The organism is Acinetobacter chinensis (assembly GCF_002165375.2).
Lineage (GTDB): Bacteria > Pseudomonadota > Gammaproteobacteria > Pseudomonadales > Moraxellaceae > Acinetobacter > Acinetobacter chinensis.
In genome coordinates, this window is the sequence record NZ_CP032134.1 from 281,027 (window position 1) to 303,572 (window position 22,546).

At 44.1% G+C, this 22,546-nt stretch carries 24 protein-coding genes and 5 tRNA genes; 27 read left to right on the forward strand and 2 right to left on the reverse strand.

Annotated elements, in window-relative coordinates; translation table 11 throughout:
• Positions 1-34: 34 nt before the first annotated feature.
• On the forward strand, positions 35-757 hold the full coding sequence (gene phoU / locus CDG60_RS02115; protein ID WP_087513593.1) for a phosphate signaling complex protein PhoU: 723 nt from the start codon (positions 35-37) through the stop codon (positions 755-757).
• Between the two features lie 504 nt (positions 758-1,261).
• On the opposite strand, the gene CDG60_RS02120 is transcribed toward phoU, so the two are convergent.
• Complete coding sequence (locus CDG60_RS02120; RefSeq protein WP_087513594.1) at positions 1,262-1,531, reverse strand: oxidative damage protection protein; 270 nt, start codon at positions 1,529-1,531, stop codon at positions 1,262-1,264.
• A gap of 41 nt (positions 1,532-1,572) precedes the next feature.
• On the reverse strand, positions 1,573-3,003 hold the full coding sequence (gene argH, locus CDG60_RS02125) for an argininosuccinate lyase (RefSeq protein WP_171405423.1): 1,431 nt from the start codon (positions 3,001-3,003) through the stop codon (positions 1,573-1,575).
• A gap of 107 nt (positions 3,004-3,110) precedes the next feature.
• Between argH and CDG60_RS02130 the strand changes: the two genes are divergently transcribed.
• The 26 genes from CDG60_RS02130 to rplL all read left to right on the forward strand — a co-directional run bounded on the left by CDG60_RS02130 (position 3,111) and on the right by rplL (position 22,417).
• The gene (locus CDG60_RS02130; RefSeq protein ID WP_087513596.1) at positions 3,111-4,148 is read left to right on the forward strand and encodes a sensor histidine kinase; all 1,038 of its coding nucleotides are present in this window, start codon (positions 3,111-3,113) and stop codon (positions 4,146-4,148) included.
• A gap of 48 nt (positions 4,149-4,196) precedes the next feature.
• Positions 4,197-4,937: a LytR/AlgR family response regulator transcription factor gene (locus CDG60_RS02135; RefSeq protein ID WP_087513597.1), complete on the forward strand. Its 741-nt coding sequence runs from the start codon at positions 4,197-4,199 to the stop codon at positions 4,935-4,937.
• Between the two features lie 111 nt (positions 4,938-5,048).
• Positions 5,049-5,966 carry a hydroxymethylbilane synthase gene (gene hemC, locus CDG60_RS02140; protein WP_087513598.1) on the forward strand — a complete coding sequence of 306 codons (918 nt, stop codon included), beginning with the start codon at positions 5,049-5,051 and terminating at the stop codon, positions 5,964-5,966.
• Between the two features lie 3 nt (positions 5,967-5,969).
• Complete coding sequence (locus CDG60_RS02145; protein ID WP_087513599.1) at positions 5,970-6,758, forward strand: uroporphyrinogen-III synthase; 789 nt, start codon at positions 5,970-5,972, stop codon at positions 6,756-6,758.
• Positions 6,755-7,591: a hypothetical protein gene (locus CDG60_RS02150; protein ID WP_087513600.1), complete on the forward strand. Its 837-nt coding sequence runs from the start codon at positions 6,755-6,757 to the stop codon at positions 7,589-7,591. Before CDG60_RS02145 ends, CDG60_RS02150 begins: the two co-directional genes overlap by 4 nt.
• 5 nt (positions 7,592-7,596) lie before the next feature.
• The gene (locus tag CDG60_RS02155) at positions 7,597-8,790 is read left to right on the forward strand and encodes a hypothetical protein (RefSeq protein ID WP_087513601.1); all 1,194 of its coding nucleotides are present in this window, start codon (positions 7,597-7,599) and stop codon (positions 8,788-8,790) included.
• Between the two features lie 7 nt (positions 8,791-8,797).
• Positions 8,798-9,229, forward strand: coding sequence for an acyl-CoA thioesterase (locus CDG60_RS02160; protein ID WP_087513613.1), 432 nt, complete (start codon positions 8,798-8,800; stop codon positions 9,227-9,229).
• Positions 9,230-9,386: 157 nt separating this feature from the next.
• Positions 9,387-9,713 carry an H-NS histone family protein gene (locus CDG60_RS02165; protein ID WP_087513602.1) on the forward strand — a complete coding sequence of 109 codons (327 nt, stop codon included), beginning with the start codon at positions 9,387-9,389 and terminating at the stop codon, positions 9,711-9,713.
• 163 nt (positions 9,714-9,876) lie between these two features.
• A complete protein-coding gene (gene gspN / locus CDG60_RS02170; protein WP_087513603.1) occupies positions 9,877-10,623 on the forward strand; it encodes a type II secretion system protein N in 747 nt (248 codons plus the stop codon).
• A complete protein-coding gene (locus CDG60_RS02175; RefSeq protein ID WP_087513604.1) occupies positions 10,620-11,465 on the forward strand; it encodes a type II secretion system protein N in 846 nt (281 codons plus the stop codon). The genes gspN and CDG60_RS02175 overlap by 4 nt, the downstream gene beginning before the upstream one ends.
• 42 nt (positions 11,466-11,507) lie before the next feature.
• Positions 11,508-13,787 (forward strand): type II secretion system secretin GspD, encoded by a 2,280-nt coding sequence (gene gspD / locus CDG60_RS02180; protein ID WP_087513605.1) that lies wholly within the window; start codon positions 11,508-11,510, stop codon positions 13,785-13,787.
• A gap of 74 nt (positions 13,788-13,861) precedes the next feature.
• Positions 13,862-14,518, forward strand: a complete 657-nt coding sequence (locus CDG60_RS02185) for an FHA domain-containing protein (protein ID WP_087513606.1) — start codon at positions 13,862-13,864, stop codon at positions 14,516-14,518.
• 79 nt (positions 14,519-14,597) lie between these two features.
• Entirely contained in the window at positions 14,598-15,266 is a 669-nt protein-coding gene (locus tag CDG60_RS02190; RefSeq protein ID WP_087513614.1) for an HAD-IA family hydrolase, read from the forward strand.
• A gap of 140 nt (positions 15,267-15,406) precedes the next feature.
• A complete protein-coding gene (trpE, locus tag CDG60_RS02195) occupies positions 15,407-16,900 on the forward strand; it encodes an anthranilate synthase component I (RefSeq protein WP_087513607.1) in 1,494 nt (497 codons plus the stop codon).
• Between the two features lie 98 nt (positions 16,901-16,998).
• Positions 16,999-17,074 (forward strand) — tRNA-Thr (locus CDG60_RS02200).
• A gap of 53 nt (positions 17,075-17,127) precedes the next feature.
• Positions 17,128-17,211: transfer RNA gene (locus CDG60_RS02205), tRNA-Tyr, on the forward strand.
• A gap of 37 nt (positions 17,212-17,248) precedes the next feature.
• Positions 17,249-17,324: transfer RNA gene (locus CDG60_RS02210), tRNA-Gly, on the forward strand.
• Positions 17,325-17,338: 14 nt separating this feature from the next.
• A tRNA-Thr gene (locus CDG60_RS02215) sits at positions 17,339-17,413 on the forward strand.
• A 146-nt stretch (positions 17,414-17,559) separates the two neighbouring features.
• Entirely contained in the window at positions 17,560-18,750 is a 1,191-nt protein-coding gene (tuf, locus tag CDG60_RS02220) for an elongation factor Tu (RefSeq protein ID WP_118998476.1), read from the forward strand.
• A gap of 52 nt (positions 18,751-18,802) precedes the next feature.
• Positions 18,803-18,878 (forward strand) — tRNA-Trp (locus tag CDG60_RS02225).
• A 72-nt stretch (positions 18,879-18,950) separates the two neighbouring features.
• Positions 18,951-19,391 (forward strand): preprotein translocase subunit SecE, encoded by a 441-nt coding sequence (gene secE, locus CDG60_RS02230; RefSeq protein ID WP_087512579.1) that lies wholly within the window; start codon positions 18,951-18,953, stop codon positions 19,389-19,391.
• Between the two features lie 7 nt (positions 19,392-19,398).
• Positions 19,399-19,932, forward strand: a complete 534-nt coding sequence (nusG, locus tag CDG60_RS02235) for a transcription termination/antitermination protein NusG (protein ID WP_087512580.1) — start codon at positions 19,399-19,401, stop codon at positions 19,930-19,932.
• 118 nt (positions 19,933-20,050) lie between these two features.
• Positions 20,051-20,479, forward strand: a complete 429-nt coding sequence (rplK, locus tag CDG60_RS02240; RefSeq protein WP_004868049.1) for a 50S ribosomal protein L11 — start codon at positions 20,051-20,053, stop codon at positions 20,477-20,479.
• 3 nt (positions 20,480-20,482) lie between these two features.
• Positions 20,483-21,178, forward strand: a complete 696-nt coding sequence (gene rplA, locus CDG60_RS02245) for a 50S ribosomal protein L1 (RefSeq protein ID WP_087512581.1) — start codon at positions 20,483-20,485, stop codon at positions 21,176-21,178.
• A gap of 312 nt (positions 21,179-21,490) precedes the next feature.
• Entirely contained in the window at positions 21,491-21,997 is a 507-nt protein-coding gene (gene rplJ / locus CDG60_RS02250) for a 50S ribosomal protein L10 (RefSeq protein ID WP_087512582.1), read from the forward strand.
• A gap of 51 nt (positions 21,998-22,048) precedes the next feature.
• Positions 22,049-22,417, forward strand: a complete 369-nt coding sequence (gene rplL / locus CDG60_RS02255; protein WP_087512583.1) for a 50S ribosomal protein L7/L12 — start codon at positions 22,049-22,051, stop codon at positions 22,415-22,417.
• The last annotated feature ends 129 nt before the right edge of the window (positions 22,418-22,546 follow it).

The following is a 22,546-nucleotide window of genomic DNA, read 5'->3' on the forward strand; positions in this document are numbered from 1 at the left end:
AAAATTCTGTCTTTTTTGCTGAGGAGTATGTGCCTTGAGTTTTAATAATCCAGTGCTGAGCCACCATATTTCTTCTCAGTTTAATGAAGATCTTCAGGCTGTGAACACGAAGTTCATGACCATGGGCGGTCTGGTGGAACAGCAGGTTGCCAATGCGATTCATGCATTACTGGATACCGATGCCAATATGGCAATGGATGTCCAGTTTCAGGACAATACTGTTAACCGTTATGAGCTTGAAATTGATGAAGCGCTGACGCTGATTCTTGCACGCCGTCATCCTGCCGCGATTGATTTACGTATGGTGATTGCCATGAGTAAAGCCAATACCGACTTGGAACGTATTGGCGATGAAGCTGCCAAAATTGCCCGTATTGCTCAGGCTTTGTGTGAAGAGGGAGAATCTCCTCGCGGTTACATGGAAACCCGTCATATCGGCAATCAGGTACGTGTCATGATTCATGATGCGCTGGATGCTTTTGCCCGTCTTGACGTCGATCAGGCTTTACATGTATTGCTTGCAGATGCAGATATTGACCGTGAATATCAGTCTGCGACACGGACACTGATGACCTATATGATCGAAGATCCGCGTCATATTTCCCGTGTTATTAATGTGATGTGGGTGTTGCGTTCACTTGAACGGATTGGTGATCACGCACGTAATATTGCAGAGCAGGTTATTTATATGGTGAAAGGACTAGATGTGCGTCATACCAGTATGGAAGAAATTGAGGAAAAGGTTCAGGAACGCTGACACGAACTGAACCCTACTTTGAAAGACATCATAAATATGATGTCTTTTTTTTGCTTTTCTAAAGACAAAAAAAATCCTGAATTTTGGGGGAAATCCAGGATTTAAATCGGGGTATTTATCTCTTTTATCAGCAATGTAGAACATTACCGTTAAAATCAGTATAGAGAGACAACTCTGAAGTTTCATGATGCTTATTGTGAGCTAATGTTGCCTTTTATGTACTAATGTATCGCATCTTTACATATTGAATAATATTTAATCAATTAATTGTAATAAAAGAAAATTCTGGCTGATGATCAGGCAAATGATCTCATTTTCAGGGCAAAAGTGCTTTGTGCAGATAATAAAAAAGAATCCCCATGTGTATGGGGATTCTTTTTCGATTAAAGCCTGTGTATATCTTCGATGTTTGTCTTGAGGTGTGGAAAAACAGTGTTGACAAGGATTCCACCCGAAGCATAGCTTCGGGTCTTGCGGCGTGGCGGAGCAGTGCTCCACTGATCCTCACTCAGGCTTCAGCCCTTCAGCTTTTTCCAATGATTCATCATTGTTGAAGAATTTTTCACGCTGTTCTTCAAGAAACTTTTTCGCATCGGGTTCAAACACGTTTAAACGCTTTTCATTGATCAGCGTAGTCTGGTGTTTTAACCATTCCTGCCAGGCTTGTTTAGAAACCGTGTCAAATAATTCCTGACCCTTTGCACCAGGGAATGGTGCAAAGTCTAAACCGTCCAGCTCTTTTTGATATTTACGGCAAAGGACTTGTCGAGTCATATCAATACTCCAAATTTAGTCTAAAATTAAACCTAAAAAAATTAAGCGTAAAGTTTCTCTAAGCGTGTATAAGCACGTTCAATTGCAGCTTCAACCTGTGCAGGTGCAGTACCACCAATGTGGTTACGTGCATTCACTGAAGCTTCTAAAGTGAGTGCTTTTTCAAATACATCTGCCTGGATCAGATCAGAGAACTGTTGTAATTGCTCAAGTGTAAGTTCTGACAGATCTTTGCCTTCAGCAACACCCAATGCAACCGCTTTACCCACGATTTCGTGTGCATCACGGAACGCAACGCCATTTTTAACGAGGTAATCAGCTAAATCTGTTGCAGTTGAGAATCCACGAAGCGCAGCTTCGCGCATGATTTCAATATTTGGAACCAATGCAGGAATCATATCTGCAAATGCCATCAGTGAACCACGAACAGTGTCAATTGCATCAAATAAAGGTTCTTTGTCTTCCTGGTTGTCTTTGTTGTATGCCAGTGGCTGACCTTTCATGAGCGTTAATAGACTCATTAAGTCACCATAGACACGACCTGTTTTACCACGGATCAACTCAGGAACATCTGGGTTTTTCTTTTGTGGCATGATCGAAGAACCTGTACAAAAACGATCAGGAATATTCACAAATTTAAACTGTGCAGAAGTCCATAGAATCATTTCTTCTGACATACGTGACAAATGCATCATGATCAAAGATGCAGCGGCATTGAATTCAATACCAAAGTCACGGTCAGAAACAGCATCTAACGAGTTTTCACATACTGCTTCAAAACCTAAAAGTTCAGCTGTATACGCACGTTCGATTGGGTAAGTTGTCCCAGCCAGTGCAGCAGAACCCAGTGGTAAGCGGTTGACACGTTTACGACAGTCGATCAGACGTTCAGAGTCACGCACCAGCATTTCAAACCAAGCCATTAAATGGTGACCAAAAGTCACAGGCTGTGCAGTTTGTAAATGGGTGAAACCTGGCATGATGGTGTTGGTATTTTTAGCAGCAAGACCCAGGATGCCTTTTTCTAATTTTTCTAATAACTGTAAGATGGCATCAATTTCATCACGTACATATAAACGGATGTCTGTTGCCACTTGGTCATTACGGCTACGGCCTGTGTGTAATTTTTTACCTGTAATGCCGATACGCTGAGTGAGGCGTGATTCGATATTCATGTGTACATCTTCTAAGTCGATGCGCCACTCGAAGTTGCCTGCTTCAATTTCAGCTTTAATCGTGTTCAGACCATTGATAATGTCGTCACGTTCCTGTTCAGTCAGAACACCAACTTTAGCCAGCATGGTTGCGTGTGCAATAGAGCCTGCAATATCCTGTTTATAAAAGCGTTGGTCAAATTGAACAGATGCTGTAAATTCAGCAACAAAGGCATCAGTTGCTTCAGAGAAACGACCGCCCCACATGCCAGAAGTCTGGGCTTGTGACGGATTTGAGGAATTAGAAGATGTGGTCATGTCGGCTCAATAAAATTAAAAGCAGTAATTTGAAAAAGAGTATAACAAATTCGTCTGCTGTTGCCGAAGTTCAAGTTCATCAATCTTCTGTTCAGTAGGAGAATAATCTGCGCCATTCATATTTTTTCACCCGTGTAGGTCAGTCTCAGCATTATCTGGAGCTGTTCATTGCAGGCAATATTTTAAGTATGCTGCTGGCACTGGCAGAAGCTCAGTCATGGCAGGCGCTTGACCCTGTACGGCTGATTCTGCATATGCTGTATATCAACTGGATACTGCTTTCATTTACCGCTTTTATTGGACTGCTTGAGAAAAAAATCAGTCAGTACAGTCTGAGTAAAACACTGCTGATCGGTTTTCTGTTACTTCAGGGCATTATTTTTGTGACCACCCTCAGTATGAATGTACTGATTTACTTTGGGCAGTTCTTCACCCTGAATGGATTGAGTGCAGGTATTCTGCTGCATGGTGTGGTTTTACATTTAAGTTATGGTATGTTGCTTGGAGCATTCTGTTTTCGCTATCTTTTTATCCGTGAACAATGGATGCAGCAGCAGAACAGTGAACTGAATGCGCGTATTCAGGCAATGCAGGCAAGAATACACCCGCATTTTCTGTTCAACAGTCTGAATAATGTCATCAGTCTGATTGCGATTGATCCTGATAAAGCAGAGCAGATGCTGTTAAATCTGTCACGTCTGTTCAGGGCAAGCCTGCAGGAGCTTAAGCTGGTCAGTGTCCGCGATGAAGTGGATCTGTGTCAGCGTTATCTTGATATTGAGCAGATCCGGCTGGGAGACCGACTGCATGTGGAATGGAAACTGGTGAATGAAACTGCATTTTCCAGAGTGCAGATACCTTTATTGACTTTACAGCCCTTACTTGAAAATAGTATTTTTCATGGAGTTGAAAAAATCCTGACGAAGAGTACGATAAGCATATTGATCGAAATATTGCAAAATCAAGTCAATATCGTCATTACTAACCCGTATATTCACGATAAAATAAATCCACGACAGGGACATGGTCTTGCTGTTAAAAATGTGAAACAACGGCTTGAAGCATATTATGGTCAGAGTGTTGTATTTCAGACCTATGCTGGGGATGGTATGTTTACCACGGTTGTTCAATACCGTTATAAATAAATGACAGTCAGCCTATAAAAATAACTGACAGACTGAAAAGGAGGAGATATGGACATCCTGATCTGTGATGATGAAATCCTCGCAATTGAGCGATTATCACGTCTGGTCATTCAGCTTGGACACAATGTTGTGGCGACTGCTACACATGGTTTACAGGCGCTGGAGCTTGCCGAACAGTATCTGCCGGATGTCGTTTTACTGGATATTCAAATGCCAGGAATGGATGGATTGAGTTGTGCACATGAACTGCGCCAGCTTGACCCAATGCCAGCCATTGTGTTTTGTACCGCTTATGATGATCATGCGCTTGAAGCGTTCAGATCGCATGCAGACGGATATCTGCTGAAACCGGTAATGCAACAGGAACTGCAAAAGGTTTTAGACCATTTAACCAAACTGACTCAGGCACAGATGAGCAATTTAAAACAAAAAGAAATTATGGATGAACTCAATGTAAAACGTCACCAGATTGCTGCGAAAACATATCGTGGTGTAGAGCTGGTGCCTGTCGAAAATATTTATTATTTTCTGGCAGATCAAAAATATGTCACAGTCCGCCATAAAAATGGCAGTGTACTGATTGATGAAACATTAAAAGACCTTGAAACGGAGTTTGGGGATCAGTTTATCCGCATTCATCGGAATGCGCTGGTTTCCATTCACTTCCTGGATGGGCTGGAAGTGGTCAGCTCAGGGCAGTATCAGGTTCGCTGTCGGGAGCTGGATGAGCGTCTTGCAGTCAGCCGCAGGCATTTGCCTGGTCTCAGGGAGAGGATTCAGAAACTTTGATACAGAGAATATCTGTGTGAGTTTCAACAACAAAAAATAAATAGGCTTGCTTTTTATCGCGATCAGGTTAAGTTTAGAATAAGTCATAAATTATTCTTATCAGCAGATACTATGAAAACCCTGAAGATCGCAACCCGTCAAAGTCCACTTGCTCTATGGCAGGCGGAACACATCCGTGCACGCCTTGAAAATATGTATGCGGATTTAACAGTTGAACTCGTCACTTTTGTGACTCAGGGCGATAAAATTCTGGATACGCCGCTGGCAAAAATTGGTGGAAAAGGGCTTTTTGTAAAAGAACTTGAAGCTGCACTGATGGATGGTCGTGCTGATCTTGCAGTCCACTCCATGAAGGATGTTCCGATGCAGTTGCCTGAAGGGCTGAGCCTGGCGGTCATCTGTGAGCGTGAAGATCCGCTGGATGCCTTTGTTTCCAATACCTATGCAAGTTTTGCAGACTTACCGCAGGGTGCCCGTGTCGGTACGTCCAGTCTGCGTCGCAAATGTCAGATTTTAAAAAGCCGTCCAGACCTGAACATTATTGATTTACGCGGTAATGTTGGAACACGTCTGTCCAAGCTCGATGATGGTCAGTACGATGCCATTATCCTGGCAAGTGCAGGACTGAAACGTCTTGAGCTGTCTGAGCGTATCCGCCATACCCTTGATCCTGAACTGAGTCTGCCGGCTGTTGGGCAGGGCGCACTGGGGCTTGAATGCCGTGAGGGTGATACAGATGTACTGAATCTGATTTTACCTCTCATGCACGATGAAACCAATGTCTGTGTCCGTGCTGAACGTGCGTTCAATGCTTATCTTGAGGGTGGTTGTCAGGTTCCGATTGCAGGTTTTGCAACACTGCGCCAGGGTGAGGTTCATATGGAAGGTCGTGTAGGCAGTCTTGATGGATTAACACTGCTGAAAGCTGAACAGTCCGGTCAGCCTGAACAGGCGGAAGAAACAGGCATTGCACTTGCAAAACAGTTACTGGCTTTAGGGGCTGGTGAGCTGCTGAAAGCCCTGCATTAATTTATGAATTCAGCACTGTTTATCAATACAAGACCTGCCGATCGGGCTGATCCCCTGAATCGGGCATTATACCGTGAAGGTGTTCAGGTGTTTGAGCTTCCTTTGTTGGAACTGATTCAGACAGAATGGTCAGAGACTCTGAAAGACCTCTATGAACAGATAGAGCGTGCTCAGGTTATAGTTGCAGTCAGTCCGTCGGCAGTACATTTTGGAATGCAGAGGCTGAAATCTACAGGCAGAAGCCCTGAGCAGTTACAGCATATTCAGTGGATTGCTGTTGGGGAAAAGACAGCTCAGACTTTGCTTGAGTATGGAATTGAAAGTACAGCACCTGAAGTTGAAACCTCAGAAGGAATGCTGAAACTGGATGTGCTGCAACAACTTCAGGCAGGCAGTGTGATTGCTTTCTGGCGGGGTGAAGGTGGACGTCAGTTCATGATGGAAAGTCTGCATGAGGCAGGCATGAAAATCCTGAACTTTCTGCTTTATACACGCAGATGCCCTGAAGAAACACTGTATAAGCGTGAAGCTCTGATTCAGCTGCTGTCAGTTTCAACTGAACCTTATGTGCTGATCAGCAGTGAAGCCAGCTGGCTGAACTGGCTTGAACTGCTTCAGGGGCAGGAGAATCTGCTGCAGAAATGTCACTGTTTTGTCCTGGGTGAGCGTCTGTACGGACTGTTGTTCCGTTATCAGCAGGAACATCAACAAAAAATAAAACTGTCACAATTAACTGATTTAAAATCAGGCACAATACTTCGGCAGATTGCCTCTGTGCAGGGAAATAAATGAAAAAGTTGCTCATATTCTTACTGTTGGTCGGTCTGGGCTGGATGTCCTGGCTGAGTTACAGTGTTATGCAGATTTCATCTCAACAGACTGAACTGCAGTCAGAGCTGCATCAGGCAGAAAAAAGCAACGCAGTATTGAATGATCAGCTGGCGGCACTGCAGCGTCAGCCCGATGAGCAAAAGGGACATGAAGAAATCCCACAAAAAAATACAGCAGATGCTGAGCTTCCTGAAACAGCCATTAATCCTGCTGTGTTGATTAAACAGCAGCTGGATTTTGTAGCGTTTGCCCTTCAGCAACAGAAGTACCCGATGGCACTGGATCGGTTAACTGCACTTGACAGTGCTCTGGATCAGTATCTGATAGCACCTGCGCTTAGATTGAGCCTGAAGCAGTCCTTGCAGAAAGACAGAGAGATTATTCTCCAGTTTATCAAAGCACGGTCAGAGCAGAATGAGCGGACAGCTAAACTGTTACAGCAGATAGATGCGCAGCTGGTTGCTGCTGCAAAACAGCAACCGGAACCTGCAGCGCAGGACTCAGGTCATTTCTGGCAGAAGTGGCTGACCGTCGAATCAGCAGAAGCACCATCAGCCCTGTTGCTGAACAGACAGATTGTGCTCAAGGAAGCTCAGTTGCGTTTATTGCTTGCAAGGCAGCTCCTCGCAAACGGGCAGTATACGGAGTACCAGTTTGAGCTGAATGCTGTTGGGACACTGCTGAAGCAGTTGCCTGATCAACAGGCTCGATTGCTTGAAAAGCAGCTGAACAGTATCCGAACTGAGACAGTGATTGCTGTTCCTGATTTAAGCACCAGGGCGCTGCTGGGGTAAATATTATGAAACAGATTATATTTGCTCACGTTTTTGTCATTCTCCTGATCGTCGCTTTATTAAGTGTATTCAGCTATGGCTATGGGGCAGGCTATGTGTATATTCACTGGCGTGAAACGCAGGTGCAGACCAATGTCTGGGTTCTGTTTGTTTTTCTAGCGCTGTTCAGTTTCTGTATTCAGCTTATCTGGCTTGGGGTTAAACGCTATCTCAGTCGGGAAAAGCGAAAAATTGAAACGGTATTTGATTTTAAAAACCTGCATCCCTACGAGCAGCTGGGTGTGATCTGGTTGCTTGAGGCATCAAATGATCAGCAGGATTTTGTTCAGAATGTATTTGCGCAGTCGGGTCTGCTGAAAGGGGTGATTGATTCACGTCTCTACTGGATGCAGCAGCAGTTTCCTCAGGCACTTGAAGCCTTAAATACAGTCAGTGCTTCAGCCTTTGAACTTGCAGAAATTCAGCGTATTGAAATTTATCTGGCGCAGAACGATGAAGAAAAAGCACTGACTCATCTTGAATTTCTCACTCAGCATGAGCTTTCGCCCTGGCTGAAAAATGTCAGAAATGCTTACGAAATTAAACTGAATGAGCTTTGGGGTAAATTTGCTTTCTGTTTTCCCTGGGGATATCTGAGATCGACCCGTTATGGGCATCTGGATGCAGCTCATAAGCAGGCATGGCTTGAACAGCTGTTACAGCATTTTGATCAGGCGACTGTGGAAAATCTTCAGGATTTAAAGCAGCGTTATGAAGCACTGGGTGATCAGGTATATCTGCGCAATTCTGAAATTAAAACACTGTGGTTAAAGGTTCTTTCCAGGTTGCCTGAAATGAGTGAGCAGCATGAAGCACTTGCACTGCATCTGCTGGATCAGCAGTTTGATCAGGATGTGTTTTATTTATGGTTCCAGCAACAGCTGTTAAAGCAAAATCCTGATTATATTCAGGTAGAACAGAAGATTATGTACTGGGAAGAAAAATATCCGTCATTACCTGTACTGAGTTTTGCAAAATGGCATGTGCTCAATGCGACAGGTCGGACGGAAGAAGCAGAACAGTTACTGGTATTATATCCCGACCATGTATTAATGAATTATTTAAGGATTAAGTCTGGTTTTAAAGATAATGACCAGTTAATTAAACAGTTAAATTCAATTTTTGAAAATAACGCAGGTTTTATGGAAATTAAAATTTAGGATGCTTATGTCAGAACTGTCAGAATATCCCGTGGTATATGAGCAGAAGGTCGCATGGGGCGATATGGATGCTTTTGGTCATGTCAATAATGTGATGTATTATCGCTATATTGAAAGTGCGCGTATTGCTTATTTCGATGAGTTGAATATTTTTCAGGAAAATGTAAATACGGTTGTTGCTTCAAGTCAGTGCAGATATTTACAACCGGTATTTTATCCAGATACCTTAAAGATCGGTACCCGTATTGAAGAAATGCGTAACAGTGCTGTCCGTATGGTCTATGTGCTGTGGAGTGAAGCTCAGCAGGCAGTTGTTGCGACAGGGGATGCTGTCGTGGTCTGTGTTGATCGTGAAAATGGCAGAAAGACAGCCATACCTGAAAATATACGTCACAATGTGACAGAGATGGAAAGTCGGGCGGGACATATTATTAACTGAAGCAGGAACTGATTATAATTCCCTATAATGATATAGGATTTGATTTTATGTTTCGGTATTGTTATTAAGTTAAAATACATATTGAATAATATTGTGAATAAAAATATTATGTGGATGTTTAATTAAATAAACTATAAATATTTTATTTGGAGTGATTATGATGCCAGACATCAGTAATTTATCAGTTGAAGAGTTAAAGCGTTTACAGGTTGAAGCAGAGGCATTAATTGCATCCAAAAAAGATCAGGCTGTAGAAGATGCTTATAATCAGATTCTTGATATTGCAGATAAAGTTGGTCTAAGTATCGAACAGATTCTTGAGTACGGTTCAAGCAAACGTAAAAAAGGCACACGCAAATCGGTAGAGCCACGCTACAGAAGTAAAAGCAATCCATCTGAAACCTGGACGGGTCGCGGTAAACAGCCACGCTGGTTGGTTGCTGAACTTGAAAAAGGTGCAAAACTTGAAGATTTTCTGATCTAAGTTTCATGGAACTGTCATTTTGATGACTTAGATTGCTGAAACCAGGCTTTTATGCCTGGTTTTTTTCTATCCTGCATTGGCGTTGTAAAAAAAGTATGCATAATGATGACAAACGACAATGAAAGTCTGTTCAGGAAAATAATAGATTACTGGTTATGGTGGGATGATAAGTAAACCCCGATTTTTAAAATGGTGGATTTTTGCCATCATCGCATTTTTAATTTTTGTGTTGCTGCAGATACCGGCAGCATGGCTGATTTCCAGATTTTACAAAAACAATCAGACTTTACAGAATGTCAGTGGCAATATCTGGCAGGGGCAGGCAGACTGGCAGAGAGGGCAGCTGAAAGGCACGCTTGCCTGGAAAACCCGTCCCCTGGATCTGATTTTACTGCGGGCAGGTGCTGATGTTGAAGTACATAGTGGCAATACACAGCTTCAGGGCACTGTCGCTTATGGTGCTGGAAAAAAACTGATCATCAAGTCCATGACGGGGCAGATTGCCGCAGAAACTTTAAAAACACTGGCGGACTGGCAATGGCCGACAAATCCGGTTCAGTTAAAGGATGTCAGCTTTAATTTTAAAAAAGGTCAGGGTTTTTCGCAGGCCGAAGGGCAACTGCTCTGGGGCGGTGGGGAACTGATTTATACCTATGCTCAGCGTCAGGAACAGATGAATGTTCCATCCTTAAAAGGTGCGTTGACAGAAGATAACAATAAACTGATTTTTGATATACGGGATCAGCGGGACCAGAAAATGGTCAACCTCACACTGGATCAGGAAATGATGACGGATGTACAGCTGACCCAGCGGTTTTTAATGAATATTGCTTCTTATAATGGTAAGGCAGGGCTGGATACTTATGTGATCAGTACCCGTCAGCCATTACTTCGGGGAGGTATTCAATGACCGGTTTTATGGAAAAGCTGCAACAGTTGAACCTGAAGCAGGCTGATCGGGTTGCGCCAGCCGTGCTGGTGGTTCTGGTGCTGTTATTGTGCTGGAAACTGGCTTCCCTGTTCTGGTTGCTGATTGCACCTCCGCAGGTGATGCAGATTGAACGTGTTGAGCTGGGATCTCAGCAGCCTCAGATTCCCAGTATTTCTTCATTTTCTCTGTTTCAGGAAGCGGGTCGTACAGCGGCAGATGACAATCTGAATTTATTGCTGCAGGGTGTTGTGGTCGGTTATCCGAGTCAGTTTTCCTCGGCAGTGATTAAGCTTAATGAAACCGCTGAAAGATACCGGGTGGGTGAAAGCATTGATACGACCTCTTATCAGCTGGCGGAAGTGTACTGGGATCATGTGGTTTTGAGAAACAGCAGTGGTGCAACCAAGGAGCTTCGTTTCAAGGGGATTGAAAATGGTCTGAATCAGCCCATTGTTCAGCCTTCTGTAGCGCCTGCAGCTTCTGCACCGGCTCAGTCTTATCAGCCACCCTCACAGACCAGTGAGCAGAATGCTGTAGGTCAGGCAGTACAGAAAATGCAGGAAGACAGGGAACAGTATCTGCGTGATATGGGGGTCAATGCATCAGGTGGCAGTGGTTATGAAGTGACGTCAAGAACACCGGCTGCACTGCGTTCCAAACTGGGTCTGCAACCGGGTGATAAAATTATGTCTCTGAATGGACAGACCGTGGGGCAGGGACAGTCGGATGCGCAGTTGCTTGAACAGGCACGCCGTGAAGGACAGGTAAAACTCGAAGTAAAACGTGGTGATCAGGTGATGACCATACAACAGGATTTTTAAGTGATGCGTAATCACCTAATGGGTTAGGAAACACAACAGGTTATGGCTTTATTGAATCATGAGCGTCCACTTTGGGCATTACTGGCAGGCGCACCGCTGGTTGCAATGCTGAGCACTGCAACGTATGCACAGACCTGGAAAATTAATCTGCGTGATGCGGACTTAACTGCATTTATTAATGAAGTGGCAGATATTACGGGTAAAAACTTTGCCGTTGATCCACGGGTGCGTGGCAATGTAACCGTCATTTCCAATAAACCGTTGAATAAAAGTGAAGTCTATGACCTGTTTCTTGGGGTTCTGAATGTAAATGGTGTGGTGGCGATTCCTTCAGGCAACACCATCAGGCTGGTGCCGGACAGTAATGTCAAAAGCTCAGGGATTCCTTACGATGCACGCAACCGTGCAACAGGCGATCAGATAGTGACTCGCGTCATCTGGCTTGAAAACACCAATCCCAATGATCTGATTCCCGCTCTGCGCCCTCTGATGCCTCAGTTTGCACATATGTCTGCAGTGGCAGGAACCAATGCACTGATTGTGTCTGACCGGGCGAGTAATATTTATCAGCTGGAAACCATTATCCGTAACCTGGATGGAACGGGACAGAATGATATTGAGTCTGTGACTTTACAGTCCAGTCAGGCTGAAGAAATCATTGCGCTGCTGGATTCCATGAGTTCGACCGGTGCTTCAAAAGATCCCAAAGGCTCAAGAGTCCGTATTATTGCTGACAGCAGAACCAACCGTATTCTGATCAAGGGTGATCCTGCATCACGCAAACGGATCCGTCAGACCATTGAAATGCTGGATGTGCCAGCAGCAGACCGTCTTGGTGGTCTGAAAGTATTCCGTCTGAAATATGCCAGTGCAAAAAATCTGGCTGAAATTTTACAGGGGCTGGTGACAGGGCAGGCAGTTTCTTCTTCTAAAAATGACAGTTCATCGTCCACGAACAACAACTCAGTCAACAGCCTGATAAATGGCAATAACAGTAACAGTTCTAATAGCCAAAATACTGGCTCTACGGGTATTAACACACCTGGAATCAGTCTGGGCGGTAATTCCTCCAGTTCCAGTCAGAACAGCATCAGCAGTTTCAGTGGGAACGGAATCAGTATTATTGCGGACAGTTCTCAGAATGCACTGGTGGTCAAGGCTGATCCTCAGCTGATGCGTGAAATTGAATCGGCTGTCCAGCAGCTGGATACCCGTCGTCAGCAGGTGCTGATTGAAGCTGCAATTATAGAAGTTGAAGGTAATGATGCTGATCAGCTCGGTGTGCAGTGGGCGCTGGGTGATTTAAGCAGTGGTGTAGGGCTGATCAGTTTTGATAATGTCGGTTCAAGCCTTGCGGGGCTGGCGGGTGGTTATCTGACTGGTGGAACAGCAGGACTGGGTAAAGCGGCTGCAGGTATGAGTGGATCATCACTGATTCTGGGGGATTATAAAGAAGGCAAGGATGGTTCGCGCAGACTGTATGGCGCACTGATTCAGGCATTGAAGAAAAATACCAAATCCAATCTGCTGTCCACACCATCCATTGTGACCATGGACAATGAAGAGGCATACATTGTGGTCGGTCAGAACGTACCGTTCATTACAGGTTCGGTCAGCACGGGTTCTGGCGGAACAGTCAATCCTTATACCTCCGTGGAGCGTAAGGATGTCGGTGTGACTTTAAAAGTTGTACCGCATATTGGTGAAGGTGGTTCGGTTCGTCTTGAGGTTGAACAGGAAGTTTCAGCGGTACAGGATAAAGGGGATGCACAGGATCTTGTCACCAGTAAACGTGCGATTAAAACTTCCATCCTGGCAGAACATGGGCAGACCATTGTACTGGGCGGTCTGATTTCAGATAACTCGATGTACAGCCGTCAGGCAGTTCCTGGTCTGGGAGCAATTCCTGGGATTGGTCGTCTGTTCCGTTCAGATTCAAAGTCAAATGAAAAGCGCAATCTGCTGGTCTTTATTCATCCGACGATTGTAGGTGACAGCGCGGATGTCCGTAAGATTTCTCAGCAGAGATACAGTCAGCTTTACAGTCTGCAGCTGGCTATGGACAGAGATGGAAGCTTTGCCAAACTGCCTGAAAATTTAGAAGATGTTTATCAGCAGCGCATACCGGTCACACCATCGGCTCCGGCAGTACAGGATTACAGTAAAGTACCTTCAGGGGGCGCACAATCGTCAGCTCAGGGAGCTGTAACCACACCTGTGGCAATAGAGCCTGCAGTTCAGCGTCAGGTTGTCGAGCCTAAGCAGGATGTACAGAAAACCCGTAATACAGTGACAACCACAACTTTGCGTTCGGGTTCTTAATGTAAGCAGTGAATGCTGAGCATGCTTTAAATGACATGTTATTATGATGAAAAACTGAAACTGAGAAATTATTCATGACTTGGAAAATACAGGCACTCACTGGTGATGCTGCGGGGCAGGAAATCAGTATTGAACAGGATATGCTGGTCGGTCGTCATCAGGAAGCAGACCTTATGCTGCAATCTGGAGAGGTTTCCCGTAAACATGCAGCATTACTGTTAAAGGATCAGGAACTCTGGGTGCAGGATCTGAATTCTTCTAACGGGACTTATGTCAATGATCTACGGATTGATCAGGAAGTCAGTCTGAAGGATGGTGATACCTTACAGTTTGCCAGTATTAAATTTTCTGTGCTTCATGCCGTAGAAGATCTGATTGATCCCGTAGAGCCTGAATTGCCATTGTCAGGTGTGGAAGAAGAAGCGGAAGCACCAAAGTCGGCAGCACAGCAAATGAATGATCAGGGAATGCCTGATCTGAAAGAGCGTGATGCTGGTGTTCAGTTGAGCCGTGATGGCATGCCACAGAATATTTCAGTGCCTAAACCTGCCCCTATTCCAGAAGGTGTGGATATTCATGCTGTTTCAGAGCAGCCTGCTCAGGTGGAAGTGGAACAGGTTGAATCCAGGGTTGAGCAGGAAAAAGAACAACAGAAAAATGCATCTGTTGGACTGATGACGATCGTGGCTTTGATTATTCTTGCAATTATTGCCTGGCTGTTCTTCAAATAAGTGCCGAATGCGATACACTCGGGGCATGCAATCGCATGCCCTTTTTTATTTTTGGTTTTTACTGCTGCGGATGAAATCAATGGATATTGCAAAACTTGATCAACGGGAACTGATTTTATTTGATCTGGATGGAACGCTGGTCGATTCAGCTTTTGATCTGTACCGAGCCATGAATCTGAGCCTGGCACGTCTGGATTTGCCTTTGGTGACTGAGCAACAGGTTCGTGTCTGGATTGGTAAGGGCACATCACTTTTCTGTGAAAGCACATTAAAATATTTAAAAGGCGAGGTCGATCCTGCATTGCATCAACAGCTGCTGGATACATTCCTGGAAATTTACAATGCTGAACCCTGTGTGGATACACTGCCATTTGCAGGTATTCTGGAGTTTCTGGACTGGGGTGTTCAAAACAATAAAAAGCTGATCTGTGTGACCAATAAGCCAGAGCAACCTGCAAGACAAATCCTTATGGATTTAAATATGGATCATTACTTCGTGGATGTGATTGGTGGTGACCGTTTTGAAAAGCGGAAACCTGATCCAGTTCAGCTGAACTACTGTGTGGAGCATTATCAGAGCAGCAAAGAAAAAACCCTGATGGTCGGTGATTCAAGTAATGATGTTGAGGCTGCTCGCCGTGCAGAGGTTGATTGTATTGTGGTCAGCTATGGTTATAATCATGGTGAAGATATTCATCTTTGCCAGCCTCAGCAAGTGGTTGATAATTTAACCGAGCTTCTGGCTTAAAAAATAATGTTGAATTGGGCTTTTAAACAAGTTGTAAAGAAAGGAAGAGGAATGAACAGCAAAAGTGCTTTTCGATGGCGTCACTAAGTTAGAAATATCGCATTCCAGCTTAGTAATATCGAAAATAGAGAGAATTCCTCATGACAACTTTAGCGCAATTTGAACAATTAAAATCTGCTGGTTATAACTTAATTCCAGTCTATCGTCAGCGTCTGGCAGATACAGATACCCCATTATCTGTATTTGCACGTTTGAAAGAACATCAACAGGCTTATTTATTTGAATCGGTCGAAGGTGGGGAAAACTGGGCACGTTATTCGATCATTGGGCTAGGTGAATCTACTGTGTTCTCCTGTAATGCAGGGCAACTCACCATTCAGTCACCAATCGGTCAGATTGAAACACAGGATTGTAGCGATCCATTTCAATTCATCCGTGATTTTCTGGCGCAGTTTAAAGTACCGACTCAAGATGATCTTCCTGCACTACCAAGCTTTACAGGTGGCCTGGTTGGGTATTTTGGCTATGATTCTGTACGTTATATCGAACCACGTCTAAAAAATGTACCTGAAGCTGATCCGGTTGGATTGCCTGACTTATGGATGATGCTGTCTAAAACCGTCATTGTTTTTGATAATTTAAAAGATACGTTATTTTTGATCGTGCATGCGGATATTCAGGATTCAGATGCTTATGTAAAAGCCCAGCAGCAGCTGGATCAGATAGAGGCTTTACTTGCGACACCGATCAGCCTGGTGGCAAAGAAACATACAGCACCACATTTTGAGTCCTTAACAGGCAAAGAAAACTATCTGGCTTCGATTGAAACCGTCAAAGAATACATCCGTGCAGGGGATGTGATGCAGGTGGTTCCTGGGCATCGTATGGTGTCGGACTTTGATGGTGAGCCTTTGCAGGTTTATCGTGCCTTGCGTCATCTCAATCCTTCGCCTTATTTATTCCTTGTGCAGGGGCAGACGATCTCTGATCAGAAGCCCTTTCATCTTGTGGGGTCATCACCTGAAATTCTTTCCCGTCTTGAAAATGGTATTGCGACTGTGCGTCCACTTGCGGGTACTCGCCCACGTGGTAAAACCAAAGAGGAAGATTTAGCGCTCGAAAAAGATCTGCTTTCTGATGAAAAAGAAATTGCAGAGCATTTAATGCTGATTGACTTAGGTCGAAATGATGTGGGGCGCATCTCTAAAATCGGTAAAGTGCAAGTCACTGATCAAATGGTGATCGAGCGTTATTCGCATGTCATGCATATTGTGTCCAATGTACAGGGTGAAGTGCGTGATGATGTTGATGCTTTGGATGTTTTTAAAGCAACATTCCCGGCAGGAACACTTTCTGGCGCACCAAAAATCCGTGCAATGGAAATTATTGATGAAGTTGAGCCTGTAAAACGTGGAATCTTTGGTGGGGCTGTTGGTTATTTAGGCTGGCATGGTGAAATGGACATGTCGATTGCGATCAGAACCTGTGTGATTCGTGAAAATAAGGTCTATGTACAGGCAGGGGCAGGGCTTGTTGCAGACTCAAATCCAGAATCTGAGTGGAATGAAACCCAGATAAAAGCTCGCGCAGTGATCAAAGCGGTTGAATTATCATCAAATGGTTTGATTTTATGAGTTTTTGACAGTTTTTTTTAAAAAAACACTTGCAAGGATTCTGAGTTTTGCTAAACTGCACACCGTTCCGATACGAAACGTACGAAACACTAAGAAACGCCGGCATAGCTCAGTTGGTAGAGCAACTGACTTGTAATCAGTAGGTCCACAGTTCGAATCCGTGTGCCGGCACCATCTTAAAGTTTTAAGCGATCGTTAAAGGAGCAACACTGAAAGTAAGTGTAAATGGTGAGATTCCCGAGCGGTCAAAGGGAGCAGACTGTAACTCTGCCACGAAAGTTTCGAAGGTTCGAATCCTTCTCTCACCACCATTACTTCACTTCGATAAGTGGTAATTACCAACATTAAGCGGGAGTAGCTCAGTTGGTAGAGCGGTAGCCTTCCAAGCTACATGTCGCGAGTTCGACCCTCGTCTCCCGCTCCATCGAAGATGATTTTGCTCTTATAGCTCAGTGGTAGAGCACTCCCTTGGTAAGGGAGAGGTCTCGAGTTCAAATCTCGATAAGAGCTCCAGATTACAGTTTAGTGACCAGTTCACAAAATTTCAGAAAGCAGGCTTATTAGTCTGCTTTTCAAGTATCAGGTATCCGGTTTTTCTGGATGTGATGTCGATACAGAGTTGTTTAAGACCGTGTTCGACGTATACGAGGATGATTATTATGGCTAAGGCTAAGTTTGAACGTAATAAGCCACACGTTAACGTGGGCACAATCGGTCACGTTGACCATGGTAAAACAACTTTAACAGCTGCTATTGCAACTGTATGTGCTAAAACTTTTGGTGGCGAAGCGAAAGACTACGCTGCAATTGACTCTGCACCTGAAGAAAAAGCACGTGGTATTACAATTAATACTTCACACGTAGAATACGATTCTCCAATCCGTCACTATGCGCACGTTGACTGTCCAGGTCACGCCGATTATGTTAAAAACATGATCACTGGTGCTGCTCAGATGGATGGTGCTATTCTTGTATGTGCTGCGACTGATGGTCCTATGCCACAGACTCGTGAACACATCCTGCTTTCACGTCAGGTTGGTGTACCTTATATTCTTGTATTCCTTAACAAGTGTGACCTTGTTGATGACGAAGAATTACTTGAATTAGTAGAAATGGAAGTTCGTGAACTTCTTTCTACTTATGACTTCCCAGGCGATGACACTCCAGTTATCCGTGGTTCAGCTCTTTCTGCACTTAACGGTGAAGACAACCAGTACGGCGTTCCAGCTGTTCTTGCTCTTGTTGAAGCGCTTGATACTTATATCCCAGAGCCAGAGCGTGCTATCGATAAAGCATTCCTTATGCCAATCGAAGACGTATTCTCTATCTCAGGTCGTGGTACAGTAGTAACTGGCCGTGTTGAGTCTGGTATCGTTAAAGTCGGCGAAGAAATCGAAATCGTTGGTATTAAAGATACAGTTAAAACAACTGTAACTGGCGTTGAAATGTTCCGTAAACTTCTTGACGAAGGTCGTGCGGGCGAGAACTGTGGTGTTCTTCTTCGTGGTACTAAACGTGAAGACGTTCAGCGTGGTCAGGTACTTGCTAAACCAGGTACAATCAAGCCACACACTAAATTCGATGCGGAAGTATATGTACTTTCTAAAGAAGAAGGTGGTCGTCACACTCCATTCCTTAACGGTTACCGTCCACAGTTCTACTTCCGTACAACTGACGTAACTGGTGCGATTGCACTTAAAGAAGGCGTTGAAATGGTTATGCCAGGTGACAACGTTGAAATGTCAGTAGAACTGATCCACCCAATCGCAATGGACCCAGGTCTACGTTTTGCGATCCGTGAAGGTGGTCGTACAGTTGGTGCTGGTGTTGTTGCGAAAGTAACTGCATAATATAAAAAGTTAAGTTTCTAAGCTGGAAACTTCGGTTTCCAGTTTATACTGCAGGTCAGTAGTTCAATTGGTAGAGCGTCGGTCTCCAAAACCGAATGTTGGGGGTTCGAGTCCCTCCTGGCCTGCCAGCTTTCAAAAAAATGCTTGATGCTGGCTAAATTGTCATATAATAAGTCGCGAATTCTACGACGAGTACAAAAATGTCGAATGATAAATCGCGTGACGCATTAAGCGACGCGCCAATCCCTCAAAGAAATAATTCTGCTGAAGTTGTTAATTCTGGCTCACCACTTGATGTGGTTCTATGGATTGTTGCACTGATTCTGTTAGTTGGTGCCATGATGACGAATCAACATTTGCCAGCCTATTGGGCGCCTGCAAATGATGTTTGGGTGCGTGTTGGGGTAATTTTGGCTTGTATCGTAGTGGCTTTAGGTTTATTATACGCCACCCATCAAGGCAAAGGCTTTGTTCGTTTGCTGAAAGATGCGCGAATTGAGTTGCGTCGTGTCACATGGCCAACAAAGCAGGAGACTGTAACGACATCGTGGCAGGTTCTTGCAGTTGTAGTTATTGCATCCATTGTTCTGTGGTGTTTTGATTACGTACTTGGTTGGTTGATGAAGTTTATTATCGGGTAAAAGAGCTATGAAACGTTGGTACATTATTCATGCCTATTCAGGTTATGAAAAGCAAGTGATGCGTTCGCTTAATGATCGAATCCAGCGTAGCGCTGTTGCCGATAGCTTTGGTGAAGTCCTTGTCCCTACTGAAGAAGTAGTGGAAATGAAGGATGGTAAGAAACGTAAGTCTGAGCGTAAATTTTTCCCAGGTTATGTCCTGGTGGAAATGGAAATGAATGATGAAACCTGGCACATTGTTAAAGAATGTCCAAAAGTATTGGGTTTCATTGGTGGTACGGCTGAAAAACCTGCACCGATTACGCAAAAAGAAGCAGATGCGATTCTTGCACGTGTACACAATAAAGGCGAAGCACCTCGTCCTAAGACGATGTTCGAGCCGGGTGAAGAATTACTTGTTATTGACGGTCCATTCACAGACTTTAAAGGTGTGGTGGAAGAAGTTCAGTATGAGAAGTCACGTTTAACGCTGACGATCAATGTATTTAACCGCCCAACTCAGGTTGAACTGGAATTTCGCCAGGTCGAAAAAGCCATTTAATCTGTGTTGGCTGGAAAGCGCCCGATCTGTTGGGGATCGGGCATTGTTGTTGTAACGGTATCGTTACTTAGAAACTTGGGGAGCTGTAAAAGGCGTTTGTACCCAGAGGTAATTTGAAATGGCTAAGAAGATTGACGGCTATATCAAGCTGCAAGTTCCAGCTGGTAAAGCGAATCCATCTCCACCGATTGGTCCTGCACTGGGTCAACGTGGTGTTAACATCATGGCATTCTGTAAAGAATTCAATGCTGCTACACAAAAAGTTGAAGCTGGTCTTCCAATTCCAGTCGTGATCACTGTGTACAACGACAAGTCGTTCACATTCATCATGAAAACTCCACCTGCTGCGATTCTTCTTAAGAAAGCTGCTGGTATCCAAAAGGGTTCTGCTGTACCAAACAAAACTAAAGTTGGTAAGTTGACCCGTGCTCAACTGGAAGAAATTGCGACTACTAAAGAACCAGATTTAACTGGTGCTGATTTAGACGCACGTGTACGTACCATTGCTGGTTCTGCGCGTTCTATGGGCTTGGAAGTGGAGCTTTAAGACATGGCTAAATTAACTAAACGTCAAAAAGCGATTGTTGCTGCTGTTGAAGCACACAAAGTTTATACACTTGAAGAAGCTGTTGCAGTTTTAGAGAGCCTTCCAGCTCCTAAATTCAAAGAATCTTTGGATATTGCTGTAAACCTTGGTGTTGATCCACGTAAATCTGATCAGGTTGTTCGTGGCGCGACTACACTTCCTGCAGGTACTGGTAAAACTGTACGTGTTGCTGTGTTTGCTCAGGGTGCTGCTGCTGAAGCTGCTAAAGCTGAAGGCGCGGACGTTGTAGGTTTTGATGATCTTGCTGAGAGCATTCAGGCGGGTAATCTTGATTTTGACGTAGTCATTGCTGCTCCAGACGCGATGCGTGTTGTGGGTAAATTAGGTACGATCCTTGGTCCACGTGGCTTAATGCCAAACCCTAAAGTGGGTACTGTAACTCCAGACGTAGCTACTGCTGTTAAAAATGCAAAAGCTGGTCAGGCTCGTTACCGTGTAGACAAAGCGGGTATCATCCACGCTGCGATCGGTCAGGTAGGTTTTACTGCTGAAGCTGTTCGTTCAAACGTTGAAACTTTGATTGCTGATTTGAAAAAATTAAAACCAGCAACTTCTAAAGGCGTTTATATCAAAAAGATCACTCTGAGCTCTACTATGGGTCCTGGTCTGATTGTTGACGTTGCAAGCGTTTCTAAATAATTATTTTTAATAATTGTTTAAAGTGAAAGAATTTTAAAGCCCTGAGCAGATTTTAAAGCATTGCTTTAAAATCTGCGCAAGAAACGCTTCGTTGTATTTTGCAGACTCAGGCAAACTTTGAATTGATAGATGTAAATTTATCAGCGTCAAAGACCTCAGGCGAGGGGAGTTTTCGGACTCGCTTCTTAAAAATCCAGTCTGAGTAGACGCGGTGGTGTGATTTATTCCTCCTCCGCGTGTGAGCTGTATTTGCAGTTCGCGAATTGGGAGTGTGTCCACTTTGAACACATAAATCACCTTAGGAGGTTTTCAATGGCTCTTCTTATCGAAGACAAAAAACAGATCGTTGCTGAAGTAACTGAAGTTGCTTCTAAAGCGTTTGCTGCCGTTGTTGCTGACTATCAGGGTTTAACTGTTGAGCAGTTGACTGCTCTTCGTGTTGAAGCTCGTAAGCTTGGTGTTGCTACACGTGTTGTACGTAATACTTTGGCTAAACGTGCACTTCAGGATACTCAATTCACTATCCTGAATGACAACCTTGTTGGTCCAACAATTTTAGCTTTCTCGACTTCTGAAGACGACATGGGTGCAGCTGCACGCCTGTTCGAAGAATTCGCTAAAACTAACAAAGCATTTGAACTTAAAGCTGCTGCATTTGACGGCAAACTTTATCAAGGTGCTGAAATTAGCGTTATCGCAAATCTTCCGAACCAGGAAAAAGCGCTTACTATGCTTGCCAACGTTCTTCAAGCTCCTATTTCGAAACTGGGTCGCCTTATTACAGCGCTCAAAGAGAAAAACGAGTCAGAAGCTGCATAAGCTTAACAAAACTTTTTATCCACCATTCTATACCCATTTGGAGTTATTCTCATGGCTTTAACTAACGAAGAAATCCTGAACGCAGTTGCTGAAAAAACTGTTCTTGAACTTGTTGAACTGATCTCTGCTTTCGAAGAAAAATTCAACGTATCTGCTGCTGCTGTAGCTGTAGCTGCTGCAGGTCCTGCTGCTGCTGCTGCTGAAGAGCAATCAGAATTCACAGTTGAACTTGCTGGCTTCGGTGCTAACAAAGTTGCTGTAATTAAAGCAGTTCGTGAAGCTACTGGTCTTGGCTTAAAAGAAGCTAAAGATTTAGTTGAAAGCGCTCCTTCAGCTGTTAAAGAAGGCGTTTCTAAAGAAGAAGCTGAAGAACTTAAGAAAAAACTTGAAGAAGCTGGTGCTGAAGTTAAACTTAAGTAATCGCTTAAGGAGTCGATTTTTTTATAATCGGCTCCACAAAATGGCTGATGGCTCTTGGGTCATCAGCCTTTTTGCGTTACAATAATCGGCTCGATTTTTGTTTGTATGATATAAAAAATCACCAGACAT